General features: G+C 66.2%; 12 protein-coding genes and 1 pseudogene. 12 read left to right on the forward strand and 1 reads right to left on the reverse strand.

Going from position 1 to position 14,163, the window contains the following annotated elements; genetic code table 11:
• The first annotated feature begins 30 nt into the window (after window positions 1–30).
• From TO66_RS12610 to TO66_RS12660, 12 genes and pseudogenes are all read left to right on the forward strand, one after another.
• A complete protein-coding gene (locus TO66_RS12610; protein ID WP_044462627.1) occupies window positions 31–1,530 on the forward strand; it encodes a CoA-acylating methylmalonate-semialdehyde dehydrogenase in 1,500 nt (499 codons plus the stop codon).
• A 33-nt stretch (window positions 1,531–1,563) separates the two neighbouring features.
• Window positions 1,564–2,385: a TIM barrel protein gene (locus TO66_RS12615; RefSeq protein ID WP_044462628.1), complete on the forward strand. Its 822-nt coding sequence runs from the start codon at window positions 1,564–1,566 to the stop codon at window positions 2,383–2,385.
• A gap of 147 nt (window positions 2,386–2,532) precedes the next feature.
• Window positions 2,533–4,467, forward strand: coding sequence for a 3D-(3,5/4)-trihydroxycyclohexane-1,2-dione acylhydrolase (decyclizing) (gene iolD, locus TO66_RS12620; RefSeq protein ID WP_044462629.1), 1,935 nt, complete (start codon window positions 2,533–2,535; stop codon window positions 4,465–4,467).
• A gap of 62 nt (window positions 4,468–4,529) precedes the next feature.
• The gene (locus TO66_RS12625) at window positions 4,530–5,540 is read left to right on the forward strand and encodes a Gfo/Idh/MocA family protein (protein ID WP_044462630.1); all 1,011 of its coding nucleotides are present in this window, start codon (window positions 4,530–4,532) and stop codon (window positions 5,538–5,540) included.
• Between the two features lie 153 nt (window positions 5,541–5,693).
• A pseudogene (locus tag TO66_RS12630) lies at window positions 5,694–6,753 on the forward strand (Gfo/Idh/MocA family oxidoreductase).
• Between the two features lie 140 nt (window positions 6,754–6,893).
• On the forward strand, window positions 6,894–7,073 hold the full coding sequence (locus TO66_RS32565) for a hypothetical protein (protein ID WP_082061078.1): 180 nt from the start codon (window positions 6,894–6,896) through the stop codon (window positions 7,071–7,073).
• Between the two features lie 54 nt (window positions 7,074–7,127).
• On the forward strand, window positions 7,128–8,054 hold the full coding sequence (locus tag TO66_RS12635) for a sugar ABC transporter substrate-binding protein (RefSeq protein ID WP_044462631.1): 927 nt from the start codon (window positions 7,128–7,130) through the stop codon (window positions 8,052–8,054).
• Window positions 8,055–8,131: 77 nt separating this feature from the next.
• On the forward strand, window positions 8,132–9,709 hold the full coding sequence (locus tag TO66_RS12640) for a sugar ABC transporter ATP-binding protein (RefSeq protein ID WP_044462632.1): 1,578 nt from the start codon (window positions 8,132–8,134) through the stop codon (window positions 9,707–9,709).
• Between the two features lie 63 nt (window positions 9,710–9,772).
• The gene (locus tag TO66_RS12645; RefSeq protein ID WP_044462633.1) at window positions 9,773–10,795 is read left to right on the forward strand and encodes an ABC transporter permease; all 1,023 of its coding nucleotides are present in this window, start codon (window positions 9,773–9,775) and stop codon (window positions 10,793–10,795) included.
• Between the two features lie 444 nt (window positions 10,796–11,239).
• Window positions 11,240–11,644, forward strand: a complete 405-nt coding sequence (locus tag TO66_RS12650; RefSeq protein WP_044462634.1) for a TraR/DksA C4-type zinc finger protein — start codon at window positions 11,240–11,242, stop codon at window positions 11,642–11,644.
• Window positions 11,645–12,251: 607 nt separating this feature from the next.
• Entirely contained in the window at window positions 12,252–13,475 is a 1,224-nt protein-coding gene (locus TO66_RS12655) for a methyl-accepting chemotaxis protein (protein WP_409077192.1), read from the forward strand.
• A 159-nt stretch (window positions 13,476–13,634) separates the two neighbouring features.
• Window positions 13,635–13,853: a hypothetical protein gene (locus TO66_RS12660; RefSeq protein ID WP_044462636.1), complete on the forward strand. Its 219-nt coding sequence runs from the start codon at window positions 13,635–13,637 to the stop codon at window positions 13,851–13,853.
• On the opposite strand, the gene TO66_RS12665 is transcribed toward TO66_RS12660, so the two are convergent.
• Window positions 13,850–14,089 carry a DUF2789 domain-containing protein gene (locus TO66_RS12665; RefSeq protein WP_044462637.1) on the reverse strand — a complete coding sequence of 80 codons (240 nt, stop codon included), beginning with the start codon at window positions 14,087–14,089 and terminating at the stop codon, window positions 13,850–13,852. The two genes, TO66_RS12660 and TO66_RS12665, sit on opposite strands and share 4 nt — an antisense overlap.
• Window positions 14,090–14,163 lie beyond the last annotated feature (74 nt).

Genomic DNA, 14,163 nt, shown 5'->3' on the forward strand with positions numbered 1-14,163 from the left:
GGTCCGACCTTCCCATGGAGAACAAGAATAATGAGTGACGCCCCGGTAATCGGCCATTACATCGACGGCCAGGTGCAGGACAGCGGCGAGCGTTTCGCCCAGGTGTTCAACCCGGCCACAGGCGAAGTGCAGGCCCGGGTCGCCCTGGCCAGCCCGCAGACCGTGGACGCCGCCGTGGCTTCGGCGCTCAGGGCCTTTCCGGCCTGGTCCGAACAGTCGGCGCTGCGCCGTGCGCGGGTGATGTTCAGGTTCAAGGAATTGCTCGACCAGCACCATGACGAGCTGGCCCGGATCATCACCCGCGAGCACGGCAAGGTGCTGTCCGACGCCCATGGCGAAGTGACCCGCGGCCTCGAAATCGTCGAGTTCGCCTGCGGCGCGCCGAGCCTGCTGAAGACCGATTTCAGCGACAACATCGGCGGCGGCATCGACAACTGGAACCTGCGCCAGCCCCTGGGCGTGTGCGCCGGGGTCACGCCGTTCAACTTCCCGGTGATGGTGCCGCTGTGGATGATCCCGCTGGCCCTGGTCGCCGGTAACTGCTTCATCCTCAAGCCGTCCGAGCGCGACCCTTCCGCCAGCCTGCTGCTGGCCCGGCTGCTGACCCAAGCGGGGCTGCCCGACGGCGTGTTCAACGTGGTCCAGGGCGACAAGGCGGCGGTGGACGGGCTGTTGCAGCACCCGGACATCGAAGCGATTTCCTTCGTCGGCTCGACCCCGATCGCCGAGTACATCCACCGCGAGGGCACCGCCCGGGGCAAGCGCGTGCAGGCCCTGGGCGGGGCCAAGAACCATATGATCGTGATGCCCGACGCCGACCTCGACCAGGCGGCGGATGCGCTGATCGGTGCCGCCTACGGTTCGGCCGGCGAGCGCTGCATGGCGATCTCCATCGCGGTGGCGGTGGGCGAGGTCGGCGACCGGCTGATCGAAAAGCTGCGCCCGCGCATCGACCAGTTGAAGATCGGCAACGGCCTGCAGGGCGACAGCGACATGGGCCCCCTGGTGACCGCCGAGCACAAGGCCAGGGTCGAGGGCTTCATCGACCAGGGCGTGGCCCAGGGCGCGCAACTGCTGGTGGACGGCCGCGGCTTCAAGGTGCCGGGGGCGGAGCAGGGGTTCTTTGTCGGCGCCACGCTGTTCGACGGCGTGACGACCGAGATGAGCATCTATAAGGAGGAGATCTTCGGCCCGGTGCTGGGCATCGTCCGGGTGGCGGATTTCGCCAGCGCGGTGGCCCTGATCAACGCCCATGAGTTTGGCAACGGCGTGTCCTGCTTCACCCGCGACGGCGGCGTGGCCCGGGCCTTCGCCCGCAGCATCAAGGTCGGCATGGTCGGCATCAACGTGCCGATCCCGGTGCCCATGGCCTGGCATTCCTTCGGCGGCTGGAAGCGCTCGCTGTTCGGCGACCACCACGCCTATGGCGAGGAGGGCCTGCGCTTCTACAGCCGCTACAAGAGCGTGATGCAACGCTGGCCGGACAGCATCGCCAAGGGCCCAGAGTTCAGCATGCCGACCGCCAAGTAACCCGCCGACCCGTTACCCAGGAGAACAAGAATAATGAGCCAGCCCCTGCGTTTCGCCCTCAACCGCATGGTTGCCCCGCGTTTGCCCCTGCCCGAATTCATCGAGCTGGCGGCGGCCTTGAAAGCCGATGCCATCGAGCTGCGCAACGACCTTGCCGGCGTGGAAATCGAAGACGGCACGCCGCCGCAGCAGGTGCGCCAGTTGTGCGCGGCCCGGGGCATCCAGGTGCTGTCGATCAATGCGCTGTATCCCTTCGATGTGTGGAACGACGAGCGTCGCGCCCAGGCCCTGAACCTCGCCGCCTATGCCCGCGACTGCGGCGCCCGGGGCCTGGTGATGTGCCCGCTCAACGATCGCGCCGACAGCCGCGACGCGGCCGAGCGCAACGCCGGCCTGCGCCTGGCGTTGAGCGAGCTGGCGCCGATCCTGCGCGAGCACGGGATCCTCGGTTTTATCGAGCCCCTGGGGTTCGCGGAATGCGCCCTGCGGCGCAAGCGCAAGGCGCTGGAGGCGATCCGTGCCTGCGGCGGGCTGGATGTGTTTCGCCTGGTGCACGACACCTTCCACCATCACCTGGCCGGGGAGCAGGAGTTCTTCCCCGAGCTGACCGGGCTGGTGCATATCTCCGGGGTCGAGGAGCGCGAGGTGCCGCTGGCGAACATCCGCGACGGCCACCGGGTGCTGGTGGGCAAGGGCGACATCCTCGGCAACCGGACTCAGATCGAGACCCTGCTGGCGCGCGGCTACAGCGGCTACCTGTCGTTCGAGCCGTTCGCCGATAGCGTCCACGGGCTCGCGGACATCCGCCAGGCCCTCGGCGCCAGCATCGACCATCTCAAACACGCCCTGGCCTGATACCTGTAGGAGCGAAGCTTGCTCGCGATGAATTCAGATGTACCGCGTTTCTCCAGGCAGATCGCGTCATCGTTAGCGTCCATCGCGAGCAAGCTTCGCTCCTACAGGGAAGGGCGCCAACCTTCACCGTATTGAGCAAGGTGCAGCATGACTACGACACGATTGACCATGGCCCAGGCCCTGGTGAAATTCCTCGACAACCAGTACGTCGAGGTCGATGGGGTCCAGAGCAAATTCGTCGCCGGGGTCTTCACTATTTTCGGCCATGGCAACGTGCTCGGCCTGGGCCAGGCCCTGGAGCAGGACAGCGGCGGGCTGCGGGTGCACCAGGGGCGTAACGAGCAGGGCATGGCCCACGCTGCCATCGGCTTCGCCAAGCAGCACCTGCGGCGCAAGATCTACGCCTGCACCTCGTCGGTGGGCCCGGGCGCGGCGAACATGCTGACTGCCGCGGCGACCGCCAGCGCCAACCGTATTCCCCTGTTGTTGCTGCCCGGCGACGTCTACGCCAGCCGCCAGCCGGACCCGGTGCTGCAACAGATCGAACAGTTCCACGACCTGAGCATCAGCACCAACGATGCCTTCAAGGCGGTGAGCCAATACTGGGACCGGATCAACCGTCCCGAGCAGTTGATGAGCGCGGCGATCCACGCCATGCGCGTGCTCACCGACCCGGCCCAAACCGGCGCGGTGACCCTGGCGCTGCCCCAGGACGTGCAGGCCGAGGCCTATGACTACCCGGACGCCTTCCTGCAAAAACGCGTGCACCGCATCGAACGCCGGCCGCCCACCGCGGCCATGCTCGACGACGCGGTGGCGGCCTTTGCCGGCAAGCGCAAGCCGCTGCTGATCTGCGGCGGCGGGGTCAAGTATTCCGAGGCCAACGCGGCGTTGCAGGCGTTCGCCGAGCGTTTTGCCATTCCCTTCGCCGAAACCCAGGCCGGCAAGAGCGCGGTGGTTTCCAGCCACCCGCTGAACGTCGGCGGCATCGGCGAGACCGGCTGCCTGGCGGCCAACCTGCTGGCGCAAGAGGCGGACCTGATCATCGGCGTCGGCACCCGCTACAGCGATTTCACCACCGGTTCCAAGTCGCTGTTCCGTGCCGACGCGCAGTTTCTCAACCTCAACATCAGCCCCTGCGATGCGCTCAAGCTCGACGGCGTGCAACTGCTGGCCGATGCCCGGGTGGGCCTGGACGGGCTGGCGCAGGCCCTGGCGCGCAGCGGTTACCAGGCGGCCTGGGGCACGCAGGTCGGCGCGGCGCGGGCGCAACTGGACGCCGAGGTGGACCGGCTCCACCAGGTCGAATACCACGCCGACGGTTTCGTCCCGGAGATCGCCGACCACCTGGACCCGGCGGTGCTGCGCGAATTCATCGAGCTGACCGGCTCCTGCCTGACCCAGAGCCGGGTGCTCGGGGTGCTCAACCAGACCCTGGCCGACGACGCGGTGATCGTCGCCGCCGCCGGCAGCCTGCCCGGCGACCTGCAACGCAGCTGGCGCAGCAAGGGGGTGAACACCTATCACCTGGAGTACGGTTATTCCTGCATGGGCTACGAGGTCAACGCGGCGCTGGGGGTCAAGCTCGCCGAGCCGGCGCGCGAGGTCTATGCCCTGGTGGGCGACGGTTCCTACCTGATGCTGCATTCGGAGCTGGCGACCTCGATCCAGGAGCGCTGCAAGATCAACGTGGTGCTGCTGGACAATATGGCCTTCGGTTGCATCAACAACCTGCAGATGGGCAATGGCATGGACAGCTTCGGCACCGAGTTCCGCTTCCGCAACCCTGGGACCGACAAGCTCGACGGCGGCCTGGTGCCGGTGGACTTCGCCATGAGCGCGGCGGCCTACGGCTGCAAGACCTACAAGGTCAAGACCGTCGAAGAGCTGCGGGCGGCCCTGGCCGATGCGCGGACCCAGACGGTATCGACCCTGATCGATATCAAGGTCCTGCCCAAGACCATGATCCACAACTACCTGTCCTGGTGGCGGGTCGGGGTGGCGCAGGTGTCCACCAGTCCCCGCACCGACGCGGCGGCCAGGCAACTCAACGAACGCCTGGCCAAGGCCCGGCAGTACTGAGCGCTTTCCAACGAAGGCTTTCCAACGAACTTTTTCCAGCGAATCATCACAGGAGTCGTTCCATGTCCTTGAAACTGGGCGTCATCGGTACCGGGGCCATCGGCCAGGACCATATCCGTCGTTGCAGCCAGACCCTGCTGGGCAGCCAGGTGGTGGCGGTCACCGATATCAACCTGGAGCAGGCCGCCCGGGTGGTGGCCGAGTTGCAGATCGCCGCGGAGGTCTATCCCGACGGCCAGGCGCTGATCCGGGCGCCGGAGGTCGAGGCGGTGCTGGTCACTTCCTGGGGCCCGAGCCATGAGGAATTCGTGCTGGCCGCCATCGCCGCCGGCAAGCCGGTGTTCTGCGAGAAGCCCCTGGCGGTGACCGCCGCCGGCTGCCGCCAGATAGTCGAAGCCGAGATGGCCCATGGCAAGCGCCTGGTGCAGGTGGGTTTCATGCGTCCCTACGATGCCGGCTACCGCGCCCTCAAGGCGGTGATCGACAGCGGCCGGATCGGCGAGCCGCTGATGCTGCACTGCGCCCACCGCAACCCGCGGGTCGGCGAGAACTACAAGACCGACATGGCGATCACCGATACCCTGATCCACGAGCTGGACGTGCTGCGCTGGCTGCTGGCCGACGACTACGTGTCGGTGCAGGTGGTGTTCCCGCGCAAGTCGAGCAAGGCCCTGGCGCACCTGCGCGACCCGCAGGTGGTGCTGCTGGAAACCGCCCGCGGTACGCGGATCGACGTCGAGGTCTTCGTCAATTGCCAGTACGGCTACGACATCCAGTGCGAAGTGGTGGGCGAAACCGGCATCGCCCGATTGCCGGAACCGTCGCAGGTGCAATTGCGCAGCGAGGCCAAGCTGTCCAACGCGATCCTGATGGATTGGAAGGACCGCTTCATCGCCGCCTACGACGTCGAGCTGCAAGCCTTTATCGACGGCGTGCGGGCGGGGCAGGTGGGTGGCCCGTCGGCCTGGGACGGCTACGCCGCGGCGGTGGCCGCCGACGCCTGTATCCAAGCCCAGGGCAGCGGGCAGATCGTCAGGATCGAACAGCCGCCGCGCCCGGCCTTCTACGCCTGACGTTGGCCAAATCCGTAGGAGCGAGGCTTGCCCGCGATAACCGTTAACGATGACGCGTATTGCCTGACGCAACGCAGCGTCCTCGAGTGCATCGCGGGCAAGCCTCGCTCCTACGGGGACGAGATCGCAGGTTCTATATAAGGAGGCTGTTTGATGCGAATCGGATTGGTGGGCTACGGCCATGGCGGCCGGCATTTTCATGCGCCCTTGATCGCCAGCCTGCCCGGCGCGACTTTTGTCGGGGTGGTCACCCTGTCGGCCGAGCGCCGGCGCTTGCTGGCGGCGGAGCACCCCGGGGTGCCGGCCTTCGACAGCCTGGCGCAACTGGTCGCGGCCGGGGTCGACGGGCTGGTGATTTCCACCCCGCTGTAAGGCCGCGAAGCGCTGGTGCTGGAAGCCATCGAGCGCGGTATCCCGGTGGTCAGCGACAAGCCCTTCGCCAGCGACGCCAAGCAGGCGCAGGCGCTGATCGACGCGGCCGCGGCCCGCCAGGTGCCGCTGAGCGTGTACATGAACCGGCGCTGGGATTCGGACTTCCTCACCCTGCGCAAGCTGATCGAGGCCGGCGCCCTGGGCCGCGTCAGCCGTTTCGAGTCGCGGGTCGAGCGCTATGCGCCCGAGGCGGTGGGCAATACCAGCGGCGGCGGTTTCCTGCGGGACCTGGGCTGCCACCTGGTGGACCAGGCCTTGCTGCTGTTCGGTCCGGTCACGCGGGTGTATGCCGAACTGCAGTACGCCGCCCAGGCGCCGACCTGTGACTACGGTTTTTTCCTTTCCTTGAGCCATGCCGGCGGGGTGGTTTCGCATGTGTCCGGCAGTTGTCTGCAGAACTGCCAGGGGCCGCGCCTGCGGGTCAGCGGTTCGGCGGGCTGCTACACGGTCGAGGGCCTGGACGGCCAGGAGCAGGCGCTGGTCGCCGGCCTGTCGCCGCACACCGAGGGCGAGCGCTGGGGCGTCGAGGAACACCGGCGCTGGGGCTGGTTCGAGCAGGGCGAAGTGCGCGAGCGGGTGGCTTCCGAGCGCGGCGACTGGTTGCAGTTCTATCGACAGTGGCAGGCGGTGCTGCGAGGGCAGGGACCGCTGCCGGTGGCGCCGGCCGATGCCCTGGCGACCACCCGGGTGCTGGACGCCGCGCGCCTGAGCTGGGAGCAGCGGCGGGTGGTGGAAATGCCCGTGTTTACGGGCCCGGAATCGATTTAGAATAAAATTCTAAAATGAGTTGATATAGAAATTATTTTCCAATAAAGTCATTTCCAGGTTGCCGACCAGCAGGGTCGCGCCGACTCCGAAGCCCCCTCAGGGCCATCCGGAGGCGAGCGCCACCCGCCGACAAAAACAAAACAGGTGCCGTCGATGAAAACCTTTCGTTCTGTCCCGTTCCAACCCGCGCTGGCGTCCCGCCAGTCGCCCGCTCGCCAGGCCTCGCGGCCGGCGTCCTTCTTCCAGTCCCTGGTCCGTCTGCTGTGCGTCGAGCGCCGGGGGACGCTGGTGTGCTGCATGCCCGGCGCGCCGATCGTGCGCCTGCCTCACTGAGTGGTTTCTGCGCCTTATCCATAAAACCTACAAGAATGTGGAGAAAGACCTTTCATGAAAACCAAGACCCGTTTCGCCACGCTGGCCCTGTTCCTGCTGCTGGGCAGCGGCACGGCGCTCGCCGACCTGAGGATCGGCGTGAGCATGTCGCAGTTCGACGACACCTGGCTGACCTACCTGCGTGAATCCATGGACCGCAAGGCCAAGTCCCTGCCGGACGGCGTCACCCTGCAGTTCGAGGACGCCCGCGCCGATGTGGTCAAGCAGTTGAGCCAGGTGGAGAGCTTCATCAGCCAGAAGGTCGACGCCATCGTGGTCAACCCGGTGGACACCGCGGCCACCCGCAAGATCACCGAGGCGGCGGTCAAGGCCGGGATTCCGCTGGTCTACGTCAACCGCCGCCCGGACGACCTGAACCTGCCCCAGGGCGTGGTCACCGTGGCCTCCAACGACCTGGAGGCCGGGCAGATGCAGATGCAGTACCTGGCCGACAAGCTGGGCGGCAAGGGTGAGATCGTGATCCTGCTGGGCGACCTGGCGAACAACTCCACCACCAACCGCACCAAGGGCGTCAAGGAAGTGCTGGCCAAGTACCCGGGGATCAAGGTCGAGCAGGAGCAGACCGGCATCTGGCTGCGGGACAAGGCCATGACCCTGGTCAACGACTGGCTGACCCAGGGCCGCCAGTTCAACGCGGTGGTGTCCAACAACGACGAGATGGCCATCGGCGCCGCCATGGCCCTGAAACAGGCCGGGGTGGAAAAGGGCAGCGTGCTGATCGCCGGTGTCGACGGCACCCCCGACGGCCTGCGCGCGGTGCAGAAGGGCGAGCTGGCGGTCTCGGTGTTCCAGGACGCCAAGGGCCAGGCCGACGGCTCGATCGAGACCGCAGTGAAGATGGTCAAGAAGGAGCCGGTGGAACAGGCGGTGTGGGTGCCTTACCGGCTGATCACCCCGGAAAACGTCGCCCAGTTCAAATAGCCCGGCGCCACCGATCCGTCTTCCCAATCACAAGCCGTCCGGGCAGCCCGGTTGCCCGGCGGATGGAGTACCCGACCATGTTCGTTTCAGCGTCTGCTTCGAAGATCCCGCGGGCGGCTGCCCAGCCCGCCGCCCCGTCCGCCCAGCCTGTGTCCGGGCAGCCCTACCTGTTGGAAGTCATCAACGTCAGCAAGGGCTTTCCGGGTGTCGTCGCCCTGTCCGATGTGCAGCTGCGGGTGCGCCCCGGCACGGTGCTGGCGCTGATGGGGGAGAACGGCGCGGGCAAGTCGACCCTGATGAAGATCATCGCCGGGATCTACCAGCCGGACGCCGGCGAGCTGCGGCTCAAGGGCCGGCGGGTGAACTTCGAGACACCGCTGGCGGCGCTGCAGGCGGGGATCGCGATGATCCACCAGGAACTCAACCTGATGCCGCACATGAGCATCGCCGAGAACATCTGGATCGGCCGCGAGCAGCTCAACGGCCTGCACATGATCGATCATCGCGAGATGCATCGCTGCACCGCGCAACTGCTGGAGCGCCTGCGCATCGACCTCGACCCCGAGGAGCAGGTGGGCAACCTGAGCATCGCCGAGCGGCAGATGGTCGAGATCGCCAAGGCGGTGTCCTACGATTCCGACATCCTGATCATGGACGAACCGACCTCGGCCATTACCGACAAGGAAGTGGCGCACCTGTTCTCGATCATCGCCGACCTCAAGGCCCAGGGTAAGGGCATCATCTATATCACTCACAAGATGAACGAAGTGTTCGCCATCGCCGACGAGGTGGCGGTGTTCCGCGACGGCGCCTATATCGGCCTGCAGCGCGCCGACAGCCTGGATGGCGACAGCCTGATCTCGATGATGGTCGGTCGCGAGCTGAGCCAGCTGTTCCCGGTGCGCGAGAAGCCCATCGGCGAGCTGTTGCTGTCGGTGCGCGACCTGCGCCTGGACGGGGTGTTTTCCGGGGTGTCGTTCGACCTGCACGCCGGGGAGATCCTCGGCATCGCCGGGCTGATGGGTTCGGGCCGCACCAACATCGCCGAGACGATTTTCGGCATCACCCCCAGCGACGGCGGCGAGATTCGCCTCGACGGCCAGCCGCTGCGCATCGGCGACCCGCACACGGCCATCGACAAGGGCTTCGCCCTGCTGACCGAGGACCGCAAGCTCAGCGGCCTGTTCCCGTGCCTGTCGGTCCTGGAAAACATGGAGATGGCGGTGCTGCCGCACTACGCCGGCAACGGTTTCATCCAGCAGAAGGCCCTGCGCGCCCTGTGCGAGGACATGTGCCGGAAGCTGCGGGTCAAGACCCCGTCCCTGGAGCAGTGCATCGACACCCTGTCCGGCGGCAACCAGCAGAAGGCGCTGCTGGCGCGCTGGCTGATGACCAACCCGCGGGTGCTGATCCTCGACGAGCCGACCCGCGGCATCGACGTCGGCGCCAAGGCCGAGATCTACCGACTGATCGCCTACCTCGCCGGCGAGGGCATGGCGGTGATCATGATTTCCTCGGAGCTGCCGGAGGTGCTGGGCATGAGCGACCGGGTGATGGTCATGCACGAGGGCGAGCTGATGGGCACCCTCGACCGCGACGAGGCGACCCAGGAACGGGTGATGCAACTGGCTTCCGGCATGGCGCTGGTTCACTAAACGGATCAAGGCCGTCGGCGGGACCTGCCTGCCGCGGGCCATACAAGAAGAAGGTGAAGGGCTATGAACGCGATACTGGAAAACAAACCCACGGCGGCACCGGCCAGAACGCGCCGGCGCCTGCCCACCGAGCTGAGCATCTTCCTGGTGCTGATCGGCATCGGGCTGGTGTTCGAACTGTTCGGCTGGATCGTGCGTGACCAGAGTTTCCTGCTCAACTCCCAGCGCCTGGTGCTGATGATCCTCCAGGTGTCGATCATCGGCCTGCTGGCCATCGGCGTGACCCAGGTGATCATCACCACCGGCATCGACCTGTCGTCCGGCTCGGTGCTGGCGCTGTCGGCGATGATCGCCGCCAGCCTGGCGCAGACCTCGGACTTCACCCGCGCGGTGTTCCCATCGCTGACCGACCTGCCGGTGTGGATCCCGGTGCTGGCCGGGCTCGGCGTCGGGCTGCTGGCCGGGGCGATCAACGGCAGCATCATTGCCATCACCGGCATCCCGCCCTTTATCGCGACCCTCGGCATGATGGTCTCGGCACGCGGCCTGGCGCGCTACTACACCGAAGGCCAGCCGATCAGCATGCTCTCGGATTCCTACACCGCCATCGGCCATGGCGCCATGCCGGTGATCATCTTCCTGGTGGTGGCGGTGATCTTCCATGTCGCCCTGCGCTACACCAAGTACGGCAAGTACACCTATGCCATCGGCGGCAACATGCAGGCGGCGCGGACCTCGGGGATCAACGTCAAGCGCCACCTGGTGATCGTCTACAGCATCGCCGGGCTGCTGGCGGGCCTGGCCGGGGTGGTGGCCTCGGCGCGGGCGGCGACCGGGCAGGCGGGGATGGGCATGTCCTACGAGCTGGACGCGATCGCCGCGGCGGTGATCGGCGGCACCAGCCTGGTCGGTGGGGTGGGGCGCATCACCGGCACCGTGATCGGCGCGCTGATCCTCGGGGTGATGGCCAGCGGCTTCACCTTCGTCGGTGTCGATGCCTATATCCAGGACATCATCAAGGGCCTGATCATCGTGATCGCGGTGGTCATCGACCAGTACCGCAACAAGCGCAAAGCCAAGCGCTGATCCCTCTGCCTTATATGCCTTATATGTAGGAGCGCAGCTTGCGCGCGATGGCGGTGGGCCAGTCAACGGATGAGGGACTGGCAGGACGCTATCGCGCGCAAGCTGCGCTCCTACAAGGGTAGGTATCACGGCAGCGGCAGGCCCTTTTCGGCGCCTGCCGCTGCCGTTTGTCTTCTAAAAGACCCCGGTCGATGGAATTTCTTGTTATAAACGCACTCCGATAACCGCCGCCAAAGCCAGCCCTGGCGGGCTTTCAGGGCTTGTCGGACAAATTCGATGTCATTTCAGTTGCTGAGGCCTCAAACGGGCCTTAGACTGCCGCCCCTTCGTAAATTGAGTGCCGGGTGGCGCTTGGAATGTACGGCGCCTTTCCGATGCCCCGAAAGGGGGCACGGAAAACAGCTTTAATTCGCCTTAATGCACGTATTTTTTATAGAGAAATCAATGACAAAGGAAAAGTTGCTGGCCATGCCGGCGGATGACTACATGAATGCCGAGCAGCTGGCTTTTTTCACTGAGCTGTTGCAGGCCATGAAGGTCGAAACCCACGAGCGCATCGAGCAGAACCGCGTCGCCATCGAAAGCCTGGACAGCCCGGCCGATCCCGCCGACGCCGCTTCCGTGGAAGAAGAGCGCACCTGGCTGGTCAACGCCATCGACCGCGACCAGCGCATGCTGCCGCAACTGGAACAGGCCCTGGGCCGGATCAGCGACGACAGCTTCGGCTGGTGCGACGACAGCGGCGAGCCGATCGGCCTCAAGCGCCTGCTGATCAGCCCGACCACCAAGTACTGCATCGAAGCTCAGGAACGCCACGAGCAGATCGACAAGCACCAGCGTCAGGCCTGATCGCCAAGACTTCTCTGCCTCGCGGGCAAGCCCCGCCCCATGGCCGCCGACGCGCCTGGGGCCGCGGGCTTGCCCGCGAGTCGTTCCCGAGTGCTTCACGGCCCCTGCGCAACCCCCCGTATTTCCATTGATCTGCTGCAAAACTGCGACTAAGGAACCATGGATAATGGCTTTTTAGTGGCGTTTAATCGCGATCAAATAATTAGAAATGCGTGGGGTAATGACGATGCAAGACGGATCCTTGCCAACGGCCATGGCGCAACCGCTGCCCGCCGCCCGGACCACCTGGCGCTGGCAGCTTCCAGCCCTGCAGAGCGGGGCCTTGATCCTGCTGTTGTATGCCCTGGCCCTGGGGCCGCTTGCGCTCTATGTCGCCGTGCCGCTTGCGCTGTGCATCGTCTGGCTGCCGCGCCTGCCCGGGCGCGCCGCACCGCCGGCGAGCCCGGTCGACCACGGCGAGATGGCCGCGCTGACCCGCGACCTGTCCCACAGCACCAGCCACAATGCGCTGGCGGCGGCCGGGGTGGCCTACTCGGTGCAGCAGCTGGCGGCCAGGGTGCAGTCGCAACTGGATTCGGCGGCGCGCATCGTCAGCAGCGCCGAAGCCATGATCCATACCGAGCAACTGGCCGCGCAGCTCAGCCAGCAGGCCCTGGGCGCGGCCAGCGAAGCCCATCGCAGCAGCGCCGAAGGCAGCGCGGTGCTGGAAGAATCGATCGCCCGCATGCACCGTCTCAGCCAGAGTGCCAACGACAGCCGCGAGCTGATCGAGGCCCTGAGCCAGCGCAGCGAAGACATCCAGCGCGTGGCGCTGGTGATCCAGTCGATCGCCAGCCAGACCAACCTGCTGGCGCTGAACGCCGCCATCGAGGCGGCGCGGGCCGGCGAGCACGGCCGCGGTTTCGCGGTGGTGGCCGACGAGGTGCGCGGGCTGGCCGGGCGCACGGCGACTGCCACCGAAGAGGTCGGGGTGATGGTCGGCGATATCCAGCAACGTACCGCGCAAGTGGTGGAGCAGATCCGCCTGCTGTCCGACGATCTGGGCACCGGGGTGGCGCAGGTCGAACACACCGGCCAGCACCTGCGCAACATTGCCCGGCTGGCGGCCGGCGTGGAGAACCAGGTGGGCGAGATCGCCCGTGGCGCCGAGACCAATCGCCAGCAGCTGGACAGCCTGTTCCATGCCGTGGAACAAGTGCGTGCCGACCTGGCGGTCAGCGATCAGCAGACCCGCCGGCTGGCCGAAGCGGCGGTGCAGATGGAAGGGCAGGCGGAAGTCATCAGCGAGCGCCTGGCGGCGGTCGGCCTGGACGACTACCACCAACGCATCTACGACCTGGCCCAGGAAGGCGCGCGGCGTATCGCCGAGCAGTTCGAGGCCGACCTGGACGCCGGCCGCATCGGCCTCGACGACCTGTTCGACCGCAACTACCAGCCGATCGCCAATACCCGGCCGGTGAAATACCAGACCCGCTTCGACCGCTATGCCGACCAGGTGCTGCCGGCGATCCAGGAACCCTTGCTGCCCCGCCACGAAGGCCTGGTGTTCGCCATCGCCTGTACGCCCCAAGGCTATGTGCCGACCCACAACCTGGCGTTCTCCCAGCCGCTGACCGGCGATCCGCAGCTGGACACCCTGCACAATCGCACCAAGCGCAAGTTCGAGGACCGCACCGGCATCCGCTGCGGCAGCCACCAGCAGGCGCTGTTGCTCCAGACCTACACCCGCGATACCGGCGAGCTGATGCACGACCTGTCGGTGCCGATCAGGGTCAAGGGCCGGCATTGGGGCGGCCTGCGCCTGGGCTACAAGCCGCAGCAGGCGACGTGATAACCCTCGCTTAACCTACGGGGCGCTAAAGTATGGCCGGTGGCCATTGTTACCGGCCATGCAACGAATCTGTGCAAGGGATGGCTTTTTCCTAGCAAGGGAACTGATTAACATGAGGCACATTGTTAGCTAGCTAACTAGTTGCCTGGAGAAGTCCTCATGCAAAGCAAAGTCGATGTCGCAGTGATGATTGGTAGCGGTGTACCGGCCACCTTTCGCGCGGTCGGGCTGAATGTGTGCTGGGTGGTGCTGGTCAACGGCGAGCGCCGCGGCGCACCCTTCGCCAGCCGGGACGAAGCCCTGGAATGCCAGGCGTCCTGGCTGGCGCAGCTGGCGCGGGACAGTATCGGCCACCCGCTTTTCAGCCGTTCGGCCTAGCGGCGCTGGTGCAGGCGCAGGTTGAGGTCGTCGACCACCCGCGCCCAGTCCGCGTCTTCGCGCAATTGTTCCTTGAGAAAGGCCGCCTGCTGCGGCGTCCAGAAGTCCGCGTCGATCATCCGCTGGTCTTCGGGCAGCGGCGAATGCCGGGCGATGAAGGCGTCGATGGCGCCAGGGCCGGAGTCCAGGCCCAGTTGATCGAACAGCCCCTTGAGGTCATGGGTCGGCGAATCCATGGTGTTCTCCTTTGATGGCAATCCAGGCGTTGCCTTGTATCTGAGGCAGCGGGCGGCCAGGAGTTCGATCGATT

This window comes from Pseudomonas sp. MRSN 12121, from assembly GCF_000931465.1.
GTDB lineage: Bacteria > Pseudomonadota > Gammaproteobacteria > Pseudomonadales > Pseudomonadaceae > Aquipseudomonas.

Excerpts from the sequence above, each read along its gene's own strand:
- TO66_RS12610 (WP_044462627.1), top strand. The coding sequence starts at position 31 with ATGAGTGACGCCCCGGTAATCGGCCATTACATCGACGGCCAGGTGCAG.
- TO66_RS12615 (WP_044462628.1), top strand. The coding sequence starts at position 1,564 with ATGAGCCAGCCCCTGCGTTTCGCCCTCAACCGCATGGTTGCCCCGCGT.
- iolD (WP_044462629.1), top strand. The coding sequence starts at position 2,533 with ATGACTACGACACGATTGACCATGGCCCAGGCCCTGGTGAAATTCCTC.
- TO66_RS12625 (WP_044462630.1), top strand. The coding sequence starts at position 4,530 with ATGTCCTTGAAACTGGGCGTCATCGGTACCGGGGCCATCGGCCAGGAC.
- TO66_RS32565 (WP_082061078.1), top strand. The coding sequence starts at position 6,894 with ATGAAAACCTTTCGTTCTGTCCCGTTCCAACCCGCGCTGGCGTCCCGC.
- TO66_RS12635 (WP_044462631.1), top strand. The coding sequence starts at position 7,128 with ATGAAAACCAAGACCCGTTTCGCCACGCTGGCCCTGTTCCTGCTGCTG.
- TO66_RS12640 (WP_044462632.1), top strand. The coding sequence starts at position 8,132 with ATGTTCGTTTCAGCGTCTGCTTCGAAGATCCCGCGGGCGGCTGCCCAG.
- TO66_RS12645 (WP_044462633.1), top strand. The coding sequence starts at position 9,773 with ATGAACGCGATACTGGAAAACAAACCCACGGCGGCACCGGCCAGAACG.
- TO66_RS12650 (WP_044462634.1), top strand. The coding sequence starts at position 11,240 with ATGACAAAGGAAAAGTTGCTGGCCATGCCGGCGGATGACTACATGAAT.
- TO66_RS12655 (WP_409077192.1), top strand. The coding sequence starts at position 12,252 with ATGATCCATACCGAGCAACTGGCCGCGCAGCTCAGCCAGCAGGCCCTG.
- TO66_RS12660 (WP_044462636.1), top strand. The coding sequence starts at position 13,635 with ATGCAAAGCAAAGTCGATGTCGCAGTGATGATTGGTAGCGGTGTACCG.
- TO66_RS12665 (WP_044462637.1), bottom strand. The coding sequence starts at position 14,089 with ATGGATTCGCCGACCCATGACCTCAAGGGGCTGTTCGATCAACTGGGC.